The organism is Spiroplasma cantharicola, from assembly GCF_001281045.1.
Classification (GTDB): Bacteria; Bacillota_I; Bacilli_A; order Mycoplasmatales; family Mycoplasmataceae; genus Spiroplasma_A; species Spiroplasma_A cantharicola.
Genome location: NZ_CP012622.1, coordinates 895,444 through 912,869, shown reverse-complemented (window position 1 = coordinate 912,869; position 17,426 = coordinate 895,444). Strand labels below are relative to the sequence as shown.

The 17,426-nt window shown below is 25.3% G+C and carries 12 protein-coding genes; all 12 read left to right on the top strand.

Annotated features, from left to right (window positions below; genetic code table 4):
- Nucleotides 1-9 precede the first annotated feature (9 nt).
- Nucleotides 10-1,899, top strand: a complete 1,890-nt coding sequence (gene oppD / locus SCANT_RS05595; protein ID WP_053946430.1) for an oligopeptide ABC transporter ATP-binding protein OppD — start codon at nt 10-12, stop codon at nt 1,897-1,899.
- Nucleotides 1,900-1,903: 4 nt separating this feature from the next.
- Complete coding sequence (gene oppF, locus SCANT_RS05590) at nt 1,904-4,066, top strand: oligopeptide ABC transporter ATP-binding protein OppF (protein WP_053946429.1); 2,163 nt, start codon at nt 1,904-1,906, stop codon at nt 4,064-4,066.
- Nucleotides 4,067-4,087: 21 nt separating this feature from the next.
- Nucleotides 4,088-6,493 carry an ABC transporter substrate-binding protein gene (locus SCANT_RS03955; RefSeq protein WP_053946428.1) on the top strand — a complete coding sequence of 802 codons (2,406 nt, stop codon included), beginning with the start codon at nt 4,088-4,090 and terminating at the stop codon, nt 6,491-6,493.
- Nucleotides 6,494-6,567: 74 nt separating this feature from the next.
- On the top strand, nt 6,568-7,503 hold the full coding sequence (locus SCANT_RS03950; RefSeq protein WP_053946427.1) for an alpha/beta hydrolase: 936 nt from the start codon (nt 6,568-6,570) through the stop codon (nt 7,501-7,503).
- A 15-nt stretch (nt 7,504-7,518) separates the two neighbouring features.
- A complete protein-coding gene (locus SCANT_RS03945) occupies nt 7,519-8,808 on the top strand; it encodes an ATP-binding cassette domain-containing protein (protein ID WP_053946426.1) in 1,290 nt (429 codons plus the stop codon).
- Nucleotides 8,809-8,811: 3 nt separating this feature from the next.
- Nucleotides 8,812-9,798: an ABC transporter permease gene (locus SCANT_RS03940; protein WP_053946425.1), complete on the top strand. Its 987-nt coding sequence runs from the start codon at nt 8,812-8,814 to the stop codon at nt 9,796-9,798.
- Nucleotides 9,779-10,801, top strand: a complete 1,023-nt coding sequence (locus SCANT_RS03935) for a hypothetical protein (RefSeq protein WP_235443284.1) — start codon at nt 9,779-9,781, stop codon at nt 10,799-10,801. Before SCANT_RS03940 ends, SCANT_RS03935 begins: the two co-directional genes overlap by 20 nt.
- Before the next feature lie 6 nt (nt 10,802-10,807).
- A complete protein-coding gene (locus SCANT_RS03930; RefSeq protein ID WP_053946423.1) occupies nt 10,808-11,665 on the top strand; it encodes a MurR/RpiR family transcriptional regulator in 858 nt (285 codons plus the stop codon).
- Complete coding sequence (locus SCANT_RS03925) at nt 11,665-12,006, top strand: hypothetical protein (protein WP_053946422.1); 342 nt, start codon at nt 11,665-11,667, stop codon at nt 12,004-12,006. Before SCANT_RS03930 ends, SCANT_RS03925 begins: the two co-directional genes overlap by 1 nt.
- A 62-nt stretch (nt 12,007-12,068) precedes the next feature.
- Entirely contained in the window at nt 12,069-13,727 is a 1,659-nt protein-coding gene (locus SCANT_RS03920; RefSeq protein ID WP_053946421.1) for a glycoside hydrolase family 18 protein, read from the top strand.
- A 239-nt stretch (nt 13,728-13,966) separates the two neighbouring features.
- Nucleotides 13,967-16,675, top strand: a complete 2,709-nt coding sequence (ileS, locus tag SCANT_RS03915; protein WP_053946420.1) for an isoleucine--tRNA ligase — start codon at nt 13,967-13,969, stop codon at nt 16,673-16,675.
- Between the two features lie 98 nt (nt 16,676-16,773).
- The gene (locus SCANT_RS03910; RefSeq protein WP_200902956.1) at nt 16,774-17,424 is read left to right on the top strand and encodes a signal peptidase II; all 651 of its coding nucleotides are present in this window, start codon (nt 16,774-16,776) and stop codon (nt 17,422-17,424) included.
- Nucleotides 17,425-17,426: the final 2 nt, after the last annotated feature.

Below are 17,426 nucleotides of genomic sequence, written 5' to 3'. Positions count from 1 at the left end.
AAAAAAATTATGAATAAAGAAAATAGAATTATATCTGTTCGTGACATGGAAGTTAAATTTCAAGTTAGAGGTAATTTTTTAACTGCTATTAGAACTGTTGATTTAGATGTTTATGATCAAGAAATTTTGGCAATTGTTGGTGAATCAGGAAGTGGTAAATCAGTTATTACAAAAACTTTTACAGGAATGTTAGAAGCAAATGGTTGAGTAAGTAATGGTTCAATTGTTTATCGACCAACTCAAGAATCAATTGATGATCAAGGAGCATACTTTAAAGATCCAATTGATATTGTTAACTTGCAAAGCCCTTTAATATCAAAAGATGTAATTAAAAATGTTACAAAAATAAATAATGAAAAAATAAAAGATTTGTTTAAAGAAATTAAACATTTATATAAATTAAATCCTAAATATAAAGAAAATAGAGAAAAACAAGAATTAAAAAAATTAAGATTAGAGAATAAAATTGAATCAGAACATAATGACTTAGTTTTATTGAGAACAAAACAAGAACTACAAGATTTAACAGAAGAATTAAATTCTGACTTGTTAAATGATAATGAAATTTCAGTTATTAAAGAAAATAATAAAAATAAACAAAGTCAATTATTAGAAGAATTAAACAAACAATTAAATCAACTTCAAGAAAATATTGGTTTTAGTGGTAATAATAGAACAGCTAATAAAATAATAAAGTTGGAGTTAAAAATTAAAGCAGCTGAAGAAACAATAAAAATTATTAATGATAATTCATTAAGAGATGAATTAATAAAATCAAAACTTGAAGATATTTTAAAATTGGAAATTGATATAAATAAAGTTAAACCTTTAAATATGAAAAATAGACATCAAGTTTCAAAAATAACTTCAATGATAGAAAAATTTATTGAAAATAATGTTGAATGAAATGAAGTAGAAAAACAATTTATTTTAGATTATTTCTATTCAAAAGATCATTTAAAAAGATTTGAAAAAGAATTAAGAGATATTTGTTTATCAGTTATTGAAACAAAAACTTTAGATAAAGATCACTTTCACAATATTTTAATTGACTGAAAAAGAATTAAAAATTCTGATTTAGTTAATAAAGTTAAAGCTTTAAAAGAAATTAGACAATTAAGAGGAAAAACAATTTCTACAATATTTCAAGATCCAATGACTTCATTAAACCCATTGTTACCAGTAGGGTTTCAAATAACTGAGGTTTTAAGAAAACAAGTTGGGTTAAGTAGGAGTGAAGCTAAAGCTGAAGCTATAGAACTTTTAAGAAAAGTTGGAATTCCAAATCCAGAAAAACGTTATAAAGATATTCCAGGTAGATATTCTGGGGGTATGCGCCAAAGAGTTGTTATTGCAATTGCTCTTGCATCAAGACCAAAAATATTAATTTGTGATGAACCAACAACTGCCCTTGACGTAACAATTCAAGCTCAAATTTTGGATTTAATTAAAGAGTTACAAGAAGAATACAAATTTTCAGTTGTATTTATTACTCATGACTTAGGAGTAGTTGCAAAAATTGCTGATAGAGTTGCTGTTATGTATGCAGGACAAATTGTAGAGGTAGGAACAACAAAAGAAATATTTGAAGATTCAAAACATCCTTACACTTGAGCTTTATTATCTTCATTGCCACAATTAGGTAAAAAAGGAGATGACTTATTTTCAATTGAAGGAACTCCTCCATCATTATTTAATGAAATAATTGGTGATGCATTTGCTCCAAGAAATAAATTTGCTTTAGAACTTGACTACATTAAACAACCTCCAATGTTTAAAGTTAGTGAAACTCATTTTGCAAAAACTTGACTATTAGATCCACGTTCTCCAAAAGTTAAAAAACCAAATGTCTTAAATAACTTACGCAAAACAATAAAAGAATCAGAAAAGGTAGGCTAAAACTATGTCAACAAATAAAGAAGTACTTTTAAACATTAGGGATTTAGTTATTGAATTCCGTGTTAAAGGTAAAAAATTTAGAGCTGTTAAAGAAACTAGTTTTGATATCTATAAAGGTGAAATATTTGGTTTAGTAGGAGAATCAGGAAGTGGTAAAACCACAATTGGTAGAGCTATTGTAGGAGTGCAACCATTAAAAGATGGTGCTATCTATATGGAAGATAATATTGTAGCTGGTAGTCCAACAAGGTTATATAAATTAAATAAAGAAATATCTAAAAAACTTGAAAATATGTCATATAAAATGGATATTACAACAAGAGAAATTCAAGCCAGAATTGATGGATTAAAAGCATTGTATGAAAATTATACTAATAATCCAAGAGTTCTAACTAAAGAAGATCTTGAAGTTCAAACTAAAAGTTCAAAACTAGCTTATTTAAAAGCAATTATTTTGGAAAATTTAAAATATATAAATTCTATTATTAAAAATGAAGATAGAATGATTAAGTTTGTAGATAATTTGCATTCTTATATTCCAGAAGTTTCAAAGGAACTTGAAAAATCTATTCTATCAAAATTAAAAGAAACTAAGGAAACTATCATTTCAATTAAGGAAAATGCTGATGAAATTTATTTAACAGTTCAAGAGGTTTCTAATTATAGAGACGAAATTGATAATGTTCCACCAGAAAAATTAGATTCAGTATTTAAAAAATTAATAGGTTTATGAAAAGTCATTACTGATAATCATAAGGAATTTTTATCAAAACTTTCATGAGCTAAATCATTACAATTTCAATTGCACGCATTATCTTCACCTATGAAAAAAAGAGAAAAATTTATTAACTATTATAATAAATTAATTTATGTAAATAGAAATGAATTCTTTGAAGAGTGTAAAAAACAATTTGAAATTATGAAAGCAAATGGTGTTTCTTCAACTGACAAGGAATATAAAAAGTTAGAATATTTTATTACAGATTTTTGATCGCGTAAAAATTTAAATGTAGTTGTATGTAGAGAAATTTTAAATTTACTTTCAGAAAAAAAAGATATCACACCAAAAATAAATTCTTTAGTTTCAAAATTAAAAAATACTGATTTTGAAAATGAATTAAAGGATTTAGTTTCAAATGAATCAAAAATAACTGATATTAAATTAAAGGAATTAAAAAAAGAGTTTAGTTACATTGTAAAAATTATTGATAATAATATTATTAAAGATAGAGAACTAATTGAAAACTTTTATACTTGAAAAGGAATTGAAAATACTTATACACCAGAAGAAATTGAATCTTTTGTAGAATTAACTGATTTCTTAGATTTACCTTCGATTGATGAAATCATTCAAGATTCTTATTTCTTTAAAAATCAAACTAAAAAACAAAAAAGAATTAATCGAAAAAATATTCAAATGATTTTTCAAGATCCAAGTTCTTCATTAAATGATAGAATGGCTATTGAAGAAATTATAGCTGAGGGAATGGAAAACTTCCCAGAGCTTTATAAAAGTGTAGAGGCAAAAGAATTGTATGTAGCAGAGTATAATGAGCAAAATCCAAATGAAAAAATAACTTTAGAACAGGCAACTCCTGCCATTGTTAAAAAACATATTATTTTAAAACTTGTTAATTCAGTGGGATTATTACCTGAACATTTATCAAGATATCCCCATGAATTTTCTGGGGGGCAAAGACAACGTGTGGGAATTGCAAGAAGTTTAGCAATGCAACCAAAAGTTATTGTTGCAGATGAACCAATTTCAGCTCTTGACGTTTCAATACGTGCTCAAGTATTAAATTTATTTAAAAAATTCCAAGAGGAACTGGGAATTACATATGTATTTGTGGCTCACGACTTATCTGTTGTTCGCCATATTGCTGACAGAATTGCTGTTATTTACCATGGTCAAATAATTGAAATTGCACCAGCAGAAGAGTTATTTAAAAATCCTCTTCATCCTTATACAAGAGCGTTGCTTTCTGCAATTCCAATTCCAGAACCAGAGCTTGCTAAGAAAACTAAATTGGTTGTTTATGATCCAGAAAAAGAACATAGCGATTACATATTTGATTTACCATATTTTAAAGAAATTACAAAAGATCATTTTGTATGAGCAAATAAAAGAGAAATTAAAGAAATTAAAAAAATAGTAAAAAAATAGAACAACGAAAGGAAGAAAGAAATGTCAATATTATTTAAAAAAACATTAGGACTTTTAGGTTTAGGTTTAACAACTACATTAGTTTCATCTTCTGTTGTCTCTTGTGGAACATCTTTAAAATATCTAATGGATAGAGCAGTAAGTACAGATGTATTCAAATCTATCTATACATCAAATGTAACAAGTTGAAATACAGCATATTCAATGCAAGCAGAAGATGCAAGAATTTGAGCTAATTCTTTTGATACATTTTTATCAACAGACCAATATGGAAGAATATATGGTTCTCTTGTTGAAAGTGAGTATGGAGAAGAGCAAAATACTTCTGATTCAAATTATTCTTATGTAGGTGATATGAAAAATGAAGGTCAGCAATGAACTTATAAAACAAGACCAATGACATGAGTTAATTATCAAGGAAAAATAGTTGATCAAGATGGTAAAGTATCTTCTGACCAAACTAAAACAGGAGAGGGAAAAGCTTCTGTTATTGACGGAGTTAGACAAGCAGCTTGATTTGCTTTAAATCCAAAAAATGGTTCAGATGTTGCTTCATTGTGAACATCATTTATCAAAGGTGCTTCTGATATTCAAAAAAATATTTCAAAAGCTCAAGCAGAATTTGAAAAAAGTGAGAAAACACCTGAAGATACTGCAAAATTAAATGCTGCTATTAAAGAAGAAAAAGAAAAAATTTGAAGTAACAATTCTGACGAATTTGGAATTACTGTTTCAGAGACAACTCCAGAATTACTTACTTTTGATTTAACAAAAAAAGCTCCATATTTTGAAAGTTTATTAACATACTCAGTTTTTTCACCAATTTTTACAGCAGATAAAGGTGATATTAAAGATTTTACACAAGCAATGTATAATGCTTCTTATTATCCTACTCAAGCAAATCCAAATGGAAAAATTATTTTACAAAAAAATGAGCATTATGTTTTAAAAGATAGTACAAAAATTAATACTTTAGAATTTAACTATGTTGATGATGCATCAGCTACAAAAGAAAGAATTTTATTTGAATCAGGTTCAACAACTGGATTTGAATTAAAATCAGATGACTTAAAAGGTTGAAAAAACTATATTGGTCAAGGTAAAGAAGCATATGAAAATCCAAATTTTGAAGGAGCATATCCAATTGTTTCTCCAGATGCTTCAGGTTCATTTTTATTAGTATATAACTTTTATAACTCAGAAATTGATGATAACTCATTAAAACCTGATGATAGAGATAGAGCTTTGGATGCTTCAAAACTACTTCAATCAATTGATGCAAGAACATTTTTATCAACAGCATTAGATAGAACTGACTTTGTAAGATATTTTTCAAAAACAATTGATGAGGTTGGGCAACCATCACAAATGTTAAGAAATACTTATACAGGTTATGGAGTTGCTAGTAATGGTGCTAAAGATTATACACAATATGTATCAGATAGTTATGATGAAATAATTAAAAGCAATGGTGGTAGTGTTACTTCTAGTGATGCTGATTGAAGTTTAAAAGATGGTAAAGATCCGTATTTCAATAAGTCAAAAGATTTAACTAACAAAAATAATGATGAATTAATTAAGAATATAAATGAATATATTACTTTAAACAATATTAAAAAAAGAAAAGTAAAAGGTAAATCAGAAGAAAAAGTTATTTTAAAACTTATTTTAAGTCCTTCAAATAACAACTCATTAAACCCTTACTTAAATATGATGTTTAAAAAATTTAATGAAATTAAAAATAATCCCATCTTTGTACAAACTAAAGTTTTATCATCAACAGATGAATATAGAACAAATGGTTCAAGAGGAGCAACTGACCTGTTTGTAAGTGGTTGATCACCTGACTACAAAGACCCATCAAGTTTTTTAGAAACAATGACATTATGAGGTCCTTATGGAGCGTATAATGGAACTTCAAGATTATTTAAAAGTAAAGTTTCTGCAGTTGAAACAAATGAAGTTGAAGGTTCAGATTACAATATTACAACTGATAGACTTTATGCAAAATCATTAGACAATCCAAGTGATGAAAATAGTGCAACAAAAGATGTATTGAAAGCTTATGAAACTTACTCAAATGATTTTCAAAAAACTGATTTAGAAGTTGCAGAATCAAATCAAAGGTTTAGTGAATTTGCTGAAACTGAAACACAATTATTATATAAAGATTTTTTAACATTAACTTTATATACAAAAGCAATGCCAACTGTTTGAACAGTTAACTATTTGACTCCATATACAAAATCATATGAAGCATTTGGTACTGGTCAATATAAATACTACAATGTTACAATTAATTCAAAAATTTTAGGAAGAGAGCAATGAAAAGCTGCTTATAAAGCCTATCAAGATTGAAAGACAATAATTGCAGAAGATTGATATAGAAATAGACATGGTGCTCATTGAAAAGAGCAAACTGATTAAAATAATAAAAGTTTTAAAAAATCTACAATTATGTAGATTTTTTTTATACTATTTATTTAGTAAGGAAAAATATTATGAACAATTTATTAATTGAAAAAGTTATAAGCTTAATTAACAATCGCAATCGCCAGAATTATGATTTATATAAAAATAATGGATATATAAATTTATTAAGTTTATATCAACAAGCTATTTTTGAACAAACAAATGATCAAGAAGTTTTAAATCTTAATGTCAAAGAATTTAAAAAAGTTGAATTTAAATCTTTTGATTCAAAAAATATTGTTGGTATTTATCACTTAAACAAGAAAAAATCAAAAAAATGAATTATAGCTTGTCATGGTTTTTCATCTTCAAAAGAATCATCGGCAATTGCAAGTTATTATTTTAATAAACTTGGTTATAATATTTTCGCATTTGATTTTCGAAATCATGGTGAATCAGATGATGCACTTATTACAATGGGTATTAATGAAGAAAAGGATTTAGTACATGCTTTGGAGTTTGTTAAAACTAATTTTAAAACAAAAGAAATATCTTTATTGGGATTTTCAATGGGAGCTCATACAGTTAATAGAGTTGCCATCTCAAATAACATTAAAAAATATAATATTAAGTTTGCTGTTGCTGATTCTCCATATTTTGAAACTACAAAAGTTTTAAAAAGAATTATTAATACAATTGGAGGTACACTTATTGGTAATTTTTTAGATAAAATATTACAGGGAGTTTATAAAGTATATAATGAAAAATATAAAATAGATATTGAAGCAGATACAATAACATATAGAATTCCTTTATGCAAAAATTCTTTTCCAGTACTTTATTTACATTCCAAAAAAGATAAAGTAACAGATTATCAAGATAGTGAAAAATTCTATAATTTAAGAAAAGTTTTAAAAGTTAAAGATGCATTACATATTTTTTTAACAGGAGAACATATAAGAACTCAAGTTTTACATACTGTTATGTATTGAAAGTTGGTTGAAGATTTTATAAATAATAAATAGAAAGGTTAGAAAAAGATGAAAAACAATGAAGTAACAGTTTCTTTAGAGAATGTTTCAAAAATATTTAATAAAACAAATTGAGTCATTAAGAAAATTAATTTGAAAATTAACAAAGGTGAAGGATTAGCAATAATTGGTCCAAATCAATCTGGAAAAAGTGTTTTAGCTAGATTAATTGCAAGTCAAATAAAGCAATCTGGGGGAATCATTCAATATAATTTTAATGACGAAAATGTTATGGCAAATATTGGATTTCAATTTAGACAAACAACCTGACCTGAGGGTTTTACTGTAAAAGAAGTTTTTAGTTTATATAAAAATATTAATGATATTCAAGATAAAGAGTGAATTGATGATCTTGTAGAAGTATTTGGTATTGATTTAAGATGAAACAAAACGTTATCCTCTTGTAATACTTCTTGACTGCAATTATTTTCAATTGCTTTGGCAATAATAAACAGACCAAGATTAGTTGTCTTAGATGAAGTTTCATCTTCAATAGGATTAGATTTTAAAATAAAAATTTTAAAATTTTTAAAAGAATATAAAGAAAAATATGAAGCATCGTTTGTAGTAATTTCACCAGATGATTCAACTTTCGAATTACTTTGTGAAAGAGTTATTGTTTTGGATAATGGTTTTATAATATCTGATGACCATGTTAGTGATTGACAAAAAAACTTAACATTTGAAAAGTACTCTCTAAATATAATGGATGCTATCAGTCAAGAAGAAATAAAAGTAAAACCAGACCCTCTATTTAAACCAATTTTAAAAAAATTTGAAGATAATAGAAAAATATTTAAAGAGCATTATGATGCATTTTTAGAAAAGAATGTTGGCAGTGAACATGAGTCAAATATTGTATATATTAGAAATATTAATTATCACTTAAATGAATTAGAAAATGTTTTAGTTAGTTTATTATCAACTGCTATTAATAGAAAAAATATTGATGAAGTTTTATTACATACAAAGATGGCTATTAAAATATCTAAAAAGACTAGAAAAAGAGTTACCAAATTAGAATCAAAAGTAAAATATAAAAAATCAGCTTTATTATTTTTTACAAAAACAGAAAAGTTTTTCCTTTTTTTAGAAGAAGATTTATATAAAAGTTTTAAATCCAATAAATATATTGTTTATGCAACTGAGCTTACAGCTCAGTTATCAAAAAAGGAATTGGAACAACTATCATCATTAAAGAAAAAATATATACAAGAAGAAATTAGAGCTATGAAATTTGAAAATAAATCAATTAAAAAACAACAAAAATTAGAAAAAAAGAAAATTAAAGGGAGGTAAAATATGAAAAAGAGTAATTGAAACACGTTTAAAATAATTTTCTCAATGCAATTATCCAATTATAAAAAAGATTTGTTTGTAGTTTTTTCTGGGTGAATAATTACGACAATTACTCTTGTCATATGATTAGCCTTTAAAAATGCTGGTACTGGAGCTGGCAATAAGGACTTAGTAGTTGATAATTTTATTGTTGCTAGTGCAATAGGGATTAGTGTAATTAGAAATTGTTTATTTAATCTTGTAAAAACCATTTATGATTTTAAATCCTCTAGGTTTCTTGAACGACTTTTTTCTACTAAAATTTCAAAGACATTTGTATTCTCAATTATTATATTATTTAATCAAATAGTTAATTTTCTAGTAGCTGTGTTTATGTTCGGAATAAGTATGTTATTTTCAGACCAAAGACAAGAGATAGTTAATGTTAATTGACCAATTTTATTTTTAGGTTTTTTTCTTCTAGCTATTTCATCAAATTTAATTGCTTTAATAATAGTTTTTCATTCTAAAAGCTATGAATGAGCTTCTGTTATAGCAAATATTTTTTACTTTTTACCAATGTTCTTATTAGGATTGGGAATTCCATGAACATTATTAGAGCAAAATAAACCTATCATTATAATTGGTTTCTTTCTTCCTCAGAGATATTTTTTAAATATAATGGCTTCGGGGTGAGCAAATGATATTGGTATGGAAACAAATCAGTTTGGCTACAATGGTAACTTTTGAATTCCATATATTATTTCATTTATAATATTAGTAATTTTAACTATTTGAATTTATTTACTTTTAAAAAGAGTTTTTGGTTATAAAAAGAATCTTCTTAAAAAGTATCCAACTAATTTAAAACATAATGCAATTATTTACAGTATTAAAAAGGCAAATTCAATTGAAGAATTAAATGAAATAATGGAAGTTAAGAAATTAATTATTGAAGAGAAAAAGAAAAAAAGAAAAGCAAAGGGAAAAATTGAAAATGCAAATTCATAAAAAATATAAAAAAGTAAATAATAATTTTAAGAGTTTTAAAGATCTTTATATTTTATCTTTAAAAACTTTTATTTATTCTCCATTAAATATGTTTCTTGGAGTTTTTCTTGTTATTTTTACATTATTTATATGGTTACTTTTTAAAGGAAATAATCCATTTCTGTTCTCTTCAGCTATTGGAGCATTAATTGTAAGAAATGGAATACATACTTTTCATAGAGCACTTTCAAATAATAAAAATAGTGGTTTTGATAAAAGAATTAATAGCACAGGTTTAAATAGTTTTATAAAGCCAGGAGCAAATATTTTGGCAAACTTTACAATAAACTTTTGTATTATAGTTTTATTAATGTGTCTCACATTACTATTTTTTAAAGAGCAGAGAGCTTTATTTTCATCAGTTAACTGAACTATGTTTCTTGGAGGAACAATAAGTTTGTGATTACTTTGTGTTTTAATCAGTTATGCAATTTTTATGTTTGTAGAATCAACTGTTGTTGGTTCAATTTATGTTTCTTTAATTTATATATTTTCTTATAATTTATTAGGTTGTGCTTTTCCTTATGAAGTAGTTGCAAGAATTAATTGACTAAATTTTATACTATATTTTCTCCCACAAAGATATATGCTTAATGTAATGCAAGCAGGTTGGGTAAATGCAAAGAATTTAGTATATGAAGGTTTAGGTGAAGAGCAACTATATAAAGTTGATTTTAGACTAGGAGAAAATTTAGCAATTCCATTTATTATTACTTATAGTTTAATTTTAATATTATCTTTTTGCTTAATAACATTTATAATATTTAAAGTAAAACAAAAAAAAGTTGATGTTTATGGAACTAGTATTGTTTTAAAACTTTCAACTGATTATATCAGAGATATTAAAAAATGCTCTAATATAGTAGAATTAAAACAATTAAGAGAAAATCATATGGATGAATTAAAAAATAATTCTAAATATATCAAAAAAATCTCTTTAATAAAAACTAAAAAAAAGAGGTAATAAAAGATGAAAATAATTGATTTAAATGATAAGAAATTAAACTCTACTGAAAGTTCGATATTAAATTTAGTAAATAATGATCCGGAATTCTTTTGTAGTCATTCTATACAAGAAGTATCAAAGAAAAGCAATGTAAGTCCGTCAACTATGACAAGGGTTTGCCAAAAGTTGGGATTTAAGTCTTTTAAATCTATACAAATGTTTGTTTATGAAAAGTCACGTATGCAAGGAAGTTATTATAAGTTAGGTGATGATAATACAATTGAAGAAATTATTCATAATGTTAGGGGAGCTGCAATTTATACAATTAATGAAACATTAAATAGTATAGAAAATGAAGAAATTGAATTAATCTCAAAAGAAATTTATTCTTCAAAACGAGTAATGATATTTGGAATAGAGCAGCAACAGATAAGTGCAAGTTCTTTTGTCTTAAATTTATCAAGAATAAATATTATGGCTCAAGCAGTTTCCAATATTCATAACTATGTTCAAAGAGCAATTTTCTTTGATGAAAACGATTTTGTTATTTTCATTACAAGAACTGGATGAACCAAAGAAATAGTTGAATCAATTAAATGAACATATAATAAAAATATTCCAATTTTAGTTCTAACTTCTGATAAGGAAATAACTTCTAAACAATTAGAAAAGGATTTGGATATCAATAAAATTCATATAATTGAAACACAAACTATTAGCAATGATAAAATAAAATATCCATCAATTTCATCTGTTCCAGGAGAAATGATTATTTTCGATTTAATCATTAATATAATTGTTAGCAAAAATGAAAAATATCGTGAAAAATTTAAAAAGACTGCAGAGATCTCTTTAAATTGGAATTTTGAGGGAAAATTATAATGGAAAATTCAGATTTATTATTAAAAATAAAAATGTTAGAGAAAGAATTAGATAGTTATAAAAATAAAGAAGAATATACAAAAATTGGATTACAAAGAACTAAAAATGTTTATGAAATTGCTAGAAAAAATTCAGAAATAATAATTTCTAAAGCTATAAATTTAGCATATGAATTTAAAAAAGAAATTGAATTAACTTTACAAAAAATTAATAAAAATCCATTAGAATTTAGTCAATATTTGCAAGATTTTCTAAAGAAACATGAGTATTTTATTGAAAATAAAGATCCAAATATTAGTCAATATTTGGATGAAATTATTGCAAAATTTAATAAAAAATAGTAAATAATACAAAAAAGACTTTAGTGTTTTTTATTGTATAATCATAAAAAGGAGATTTTTTTATGAAAAAATTACTAGCTGCTTTAGCTTCTGTTTCGTTTCTTGTCTCAACTACAGCCACAACAGTTGTAGCTTGTTCTTTTAGTTTAAAAGATATAGAATCCTTTAAATATAATTTTGATTTAGGAGAAATGGCAGAGGTAAATCAAAAAGAGATTATTAAAGCAATAGCAAAAATTAATAATATAACTGTTGATAGCAAGAAAGATATTGAAAGAATTGCAAATTTTCAATTTGATGTAAATTCTATTAAAGAGGAAAGAAATTTAAGTTATCCAAGTAATTTTAATTTAACAAGACAAACTGAAAATGAAAGTAAAATTAAAAATTATGTGGCAACTATTAGAACATCAGAATATTCAAGGATTGCAAAGGGAACAGCAGAAATTCACTTTAAAGCTAGTGAAGAAGCAATTAGAAAAGCAAGAAATCCTATTCAACAATCACAGTCCACTTTAATGGGATATTGATGAAATTGGGGAAATGTTATTGGCAAAGAACAACTTGGATGAAGAGAACCACAAATTAAAGCAGTAATTGAATCTGAAAAAAACCCTTATGATATCATAAATATTTCTTCTTTATATACAAAAGAAGGTGAAGGAGATATTAACAGTTTAAATATTAACGATTTTACTACAGAACCAGAAACTGCTGACCGAGGAGTTTATGATATTGATAATTCTCAGTATCTAATTGATAGAAAACAAAAAAAAGAAAATCAATCTTTAGAAAATGAAACTAAAATTATTGCTAATTGAGGTGGAGCTACTGCTGATAGAATGATTTGAAAGTGGAAGCAAAAAGACCAACTTAGAGATCGAATTTACTTTTTAGTTGACACATATGGTTTGGATGGAATTAGTTTAGCAATTGCTGGTAAAACTCTATACAATAGAGAAAGTCAAGCAACTATTTCCCAAGTAATTAAAGAAATAATGGTTATTTATTGATTAAATAACAAGGATTTTTATTTATCATTATCTACTAAAATTCAATGATTATTTAAAGATGGAGTTTCTACAAACAAGCCAACTTCAATTCCATTTATTGAAGATTTAAATGGTTGATATGAAAATATTGACTTACTAATGTATAATGCTTATAGAGATATTAATTTTGTGACAGCAAAAGAAGATATTTCAATTGAGTATAATGGTAATACTACATTTATTAAAAAAGGTGAAAAAATAAAATCAACATATGGAATTGGAAAAGAAGAAGATCCAGCTTATTTTTATGGAACACTTAAAAACTTAATTGATAAAAAATGAAATGACCAAGCAGAAGTCTATTATTTAGGTGATAAGCCTGTAAAAATAGGTGTAGCAAGTACTTATTCATCTTCTGCAAGTGGATTTAAGATTAAAGATGAAGAAGATCCTGAAAATGGTGAAAGTAATTGATCAGCTGCTTTGGTAAAATTAGCTAAAGATAAAAATGAATTGGGAGAATCTATTACAAGAAACTTATTAGGATTTAGTTTTTTTGGAATAAATATTGATCAAATTTTATCAAATCCAAGTAGTAAAGAACCTTTACCAGAAGATGAAAGTGGTAATATTGGACCCAAAAATCCAAAAAAATGAAATAATGGAATAAATTTGAAAAAATTTATTGAAAATAGTGAAAAAGATAGAAACAATAAGACAAGATTTTAATAAAATCTATTCACAGAGAGTTAACATTTGCTGAGAGTTAATATAGAATTACTAAAATTATCACTTATTTATTTTAGAAGAAGAAAAGTATTTTACTTAGTAGAACTTCTCGCAAGAAAAGCGTTAACATTTCAATTGAGATAAATAAACATCTATTTTTTGTGTTTATTTAAATTAGGATGGTACCGCGTTAAAACGCTCCTATTGTAGGAGCGTTTTTATTTTGAAAGGAAAAAAATATGGAAAAAAATTATAAAGATACATTACTTATTAATCAAACAAGTTTTGATATGAAAGCAGATTTAAAAGTTAAAGAACCAAGATTACAAAAGGATTGATTAGATAAAAAAATATATCAGAAAAAGATGCAAATCAATAAACAAAAACCAAGTTTTGTTTTACATGATGGGCCACCATATGCAAATGGAAATATTCATGTTGGGCATGCTTTAAATAAGATTTTAAAAGATATTATAGTGCGTTGAAAAAATCAATCTGGTTATTATTCACCTTATATTATGGGTTGAGATACTCATGGTCTTCCAATTGAAACTGCAATTACAAAAACAGGTATTGATAGAAAAGCATTAAAACCAGTAGAATTTAGAAATCTTTGTAAGGAGTATGCTCTTAATCAAGTCAAAAACCAATCAGAGCAGTTTAGAAGATTAGGAATTTTTACAGATTATGATTGCAAATATATTACTTTAACTGATGATTTTGAATTAAGTGAACTTAAATTATTTGCAAAAATGGTTGAAAAGAATTTAGTTTATCGAGATTTGAAGCCAATTTATTGATCTCCATCAAGTGAATCTGCACTTGCTGAAGCTGAAATAGAATATGCTGAAATAAAGTCACCAACAATTTTTGTTGCATGTAAAATTATTGATAATAAAAAATTTGAAAATACTAATTTTGTTATTTGAACAACAACTCCATGAACAATTCCTTCAAATCAATTAATTGCACTTGGAGAAGATTTAGAATATGTTTTAGTTAAGCCAGAAAACGATAATAGAAAATTTATCATTGCAAAAGATTTAATTGACTCAGTTTCAGAACAAATTGGTTGAGAAAAAGTTAAAGTTTTAGAAATTTTTAAAGGATCTGATTTATTAAAAATTAATTATCAACACCCATGATTTGAAAATAAAACAGGATTTACAGTATTAGGTCATCATGTTACAAGTGAGGCTGGAACTGGACTTGTTCATATTGCGGGGGGATTTGGAGAAGATGACTTTGAAATTGTAACAAAAAATAAAATAAAGGCCTTTGCTCCAATTGATAATCAAGGAAAATTTGATGTAACAATAAATGATTCAAGATTAGAGGGAATTTTTTATGAAGATGCTAATAAAATAATTGGTACAACTTTGCAAGAAAAAAATTTATTATTAAAACTTAAATTTGTAAAGCACTCATATCCTCATGATTGAAGAACTAAAAAACCAGTAATTTATCGTGCTACTCATCAATGATTTGTTAGTTTAGAAAGTGTAAAAAAATCAATCGATAAAGTTATTGTTAAAGATGTGCAAACAAACCCTGAATGATCAAAAGAAAGATTAAGAAATATTATTAAAGATAGAAATGATTGAACAATTTCTCGTCAAAGACTTTGAGGAGTTCCCATTATTGCATTTTTTGATAAAAACAAACAACCACAATTAACGAATGAAATTGTAGAGTATGCAATTGGCATTATTGAAAAAAAAGGTACTAATGCTTGATTTGATTTACCAGCAGATACTTTCTTACCTGATAAATTTAAAGGTTTAGGTTGAGAAAAGGAAACTGATATTTTAGATGTTTGATTTGATTCAGGAAGTTCAAATTTAGCAATGGAACAAAACTTTAATTTAAAAAGACCTTTTGATGTTTATTTAGAGGGAAATGATCAATACAGAGGTTGATTTAATTCTTCAATGATTAACTCTGTAATTTATGATGGCAAACCTGCATATAAACAATTAATTACTCACGGTATGACAAATGATGAAAAGGGTAAAAAAATGTCAAAATCAATTGGAAATACAATTGACCCTTTAGAAATAGCAAATGATTTAGGAGCAGATATTTTAAGACTTTGAGTATTTTCAACAGATTTTACAGATGATCAAAGAATTGGTAAAGATATTTTAAAGCAAGTTTCAGAGTCATATCGAAAAATTAGAAATACAATTAGATTTATTTTATCTAATTTAGTAGATTTCAATCCCAAAAAGGATTATCAAAAAAATCTAGAAGATGTTGATAAATTTGCCTTAAACAATTTATCTGTTACTAAAAATAAGTTTTATAAAGCAATGGAGACTTATTCATTTAATAGTGGTTTTAAGTTAATTAATAATTATGTTACAAATGATTTATCATCTTTCTATTTAGACTTTATTAAAGATATCATTTATGTTGAAGCTGCTAATTCAAAAAGAAGAAGACAAGTACAAACTGTAATTTATGAACAACTTTGAGCATTGCTTGATATGCTAAAACCAATTCTAATTCACACAGTTGAAGAAGCATATCAAAATATTGAAAATCTCAAAAAAGAAGATTCAATTCACTTATTAGATTTAAAAGAACAAAATTTCTTGCAAAAAGAGGATTTTATTTCAAAGTGAAATACAGTCTTAAATTTGCGTGATGATGTTAATGAAGCATTGGAAAAAGCAAGAAATGAAAAAATAATCAAAAAGGGATTTGAAGCAGTTATTAATTTAGAAATTCCCAAAGAATTTAGTTTTATTAAAGAAATTAAAGATTTAAATCAAATTTTAATAGTTAATTCAATAAACTTTTCAGATTTAAAAGGTAAAATTAACTCTAAGGTAGCTAATGTTAGTGTAGAATTAAAACAAGGGTTAAAATGTCAAAGATGTTGAGCAATTTTCGATCAATTAAATGAAGATATTTGCCAAAGATGTTTTAATGTAATAAATTAAGGTGAGAAAAAATGAAGGATTTTTTATTTAATATTAAGTCAGGTTTAAAAAACTATAATTATATTTTTAAATTTAAATTAATATGGTGTTTACCATTAATGGTGTTTTTAATAGGATTTGACTGAATTAGTAAAGCAATTGTTGTTAGTCAAATGCAAATAGAGGGAACAAAAGTCGATTTTATCCCAGGCTTTATAAGATTTAGTTACACAATTAATCCTGGTGCAGCTTATGGTATGAATGCTGATAATAAAAGTTTAGCAATTACAATTGCAGCACTAGTGACATTACTTTTAATTGCAGTATTTATTTTTATAAAAAATAAATACTGACTAATTCCAATTAATTTAATGGTTTCAGGAAGTATTGCCAATTTATTAGGAAGAGCTTGAGCGCCAATTTCAAAACATGGAGTAAGTGGAGGAGTTGTTGACTTTTTAGAATTTGAATTATGAGATTCTGGTTTTATATTTAATTTAGCTGATGCATGAGTTTCAATAGCAGTTGGAATTATTGTTGTAATTTTCATAGTATATATAGTATTAGAGATTTTTGAATTTAATATGAAGAAAAAAAATCAAGAAAAATATGAATTTTATTGTGATATTAATAATAAAAAAACAATTTTATTTGAAGAATACTGATCTAAAATAATTACTAAAAAGGAAGAAAAATTATCATATAAAGATTACCTATTAAAAAATAAAGAATTTAAAAAACAATGAAAAGAATATAAAAATAAGGAGTAGCT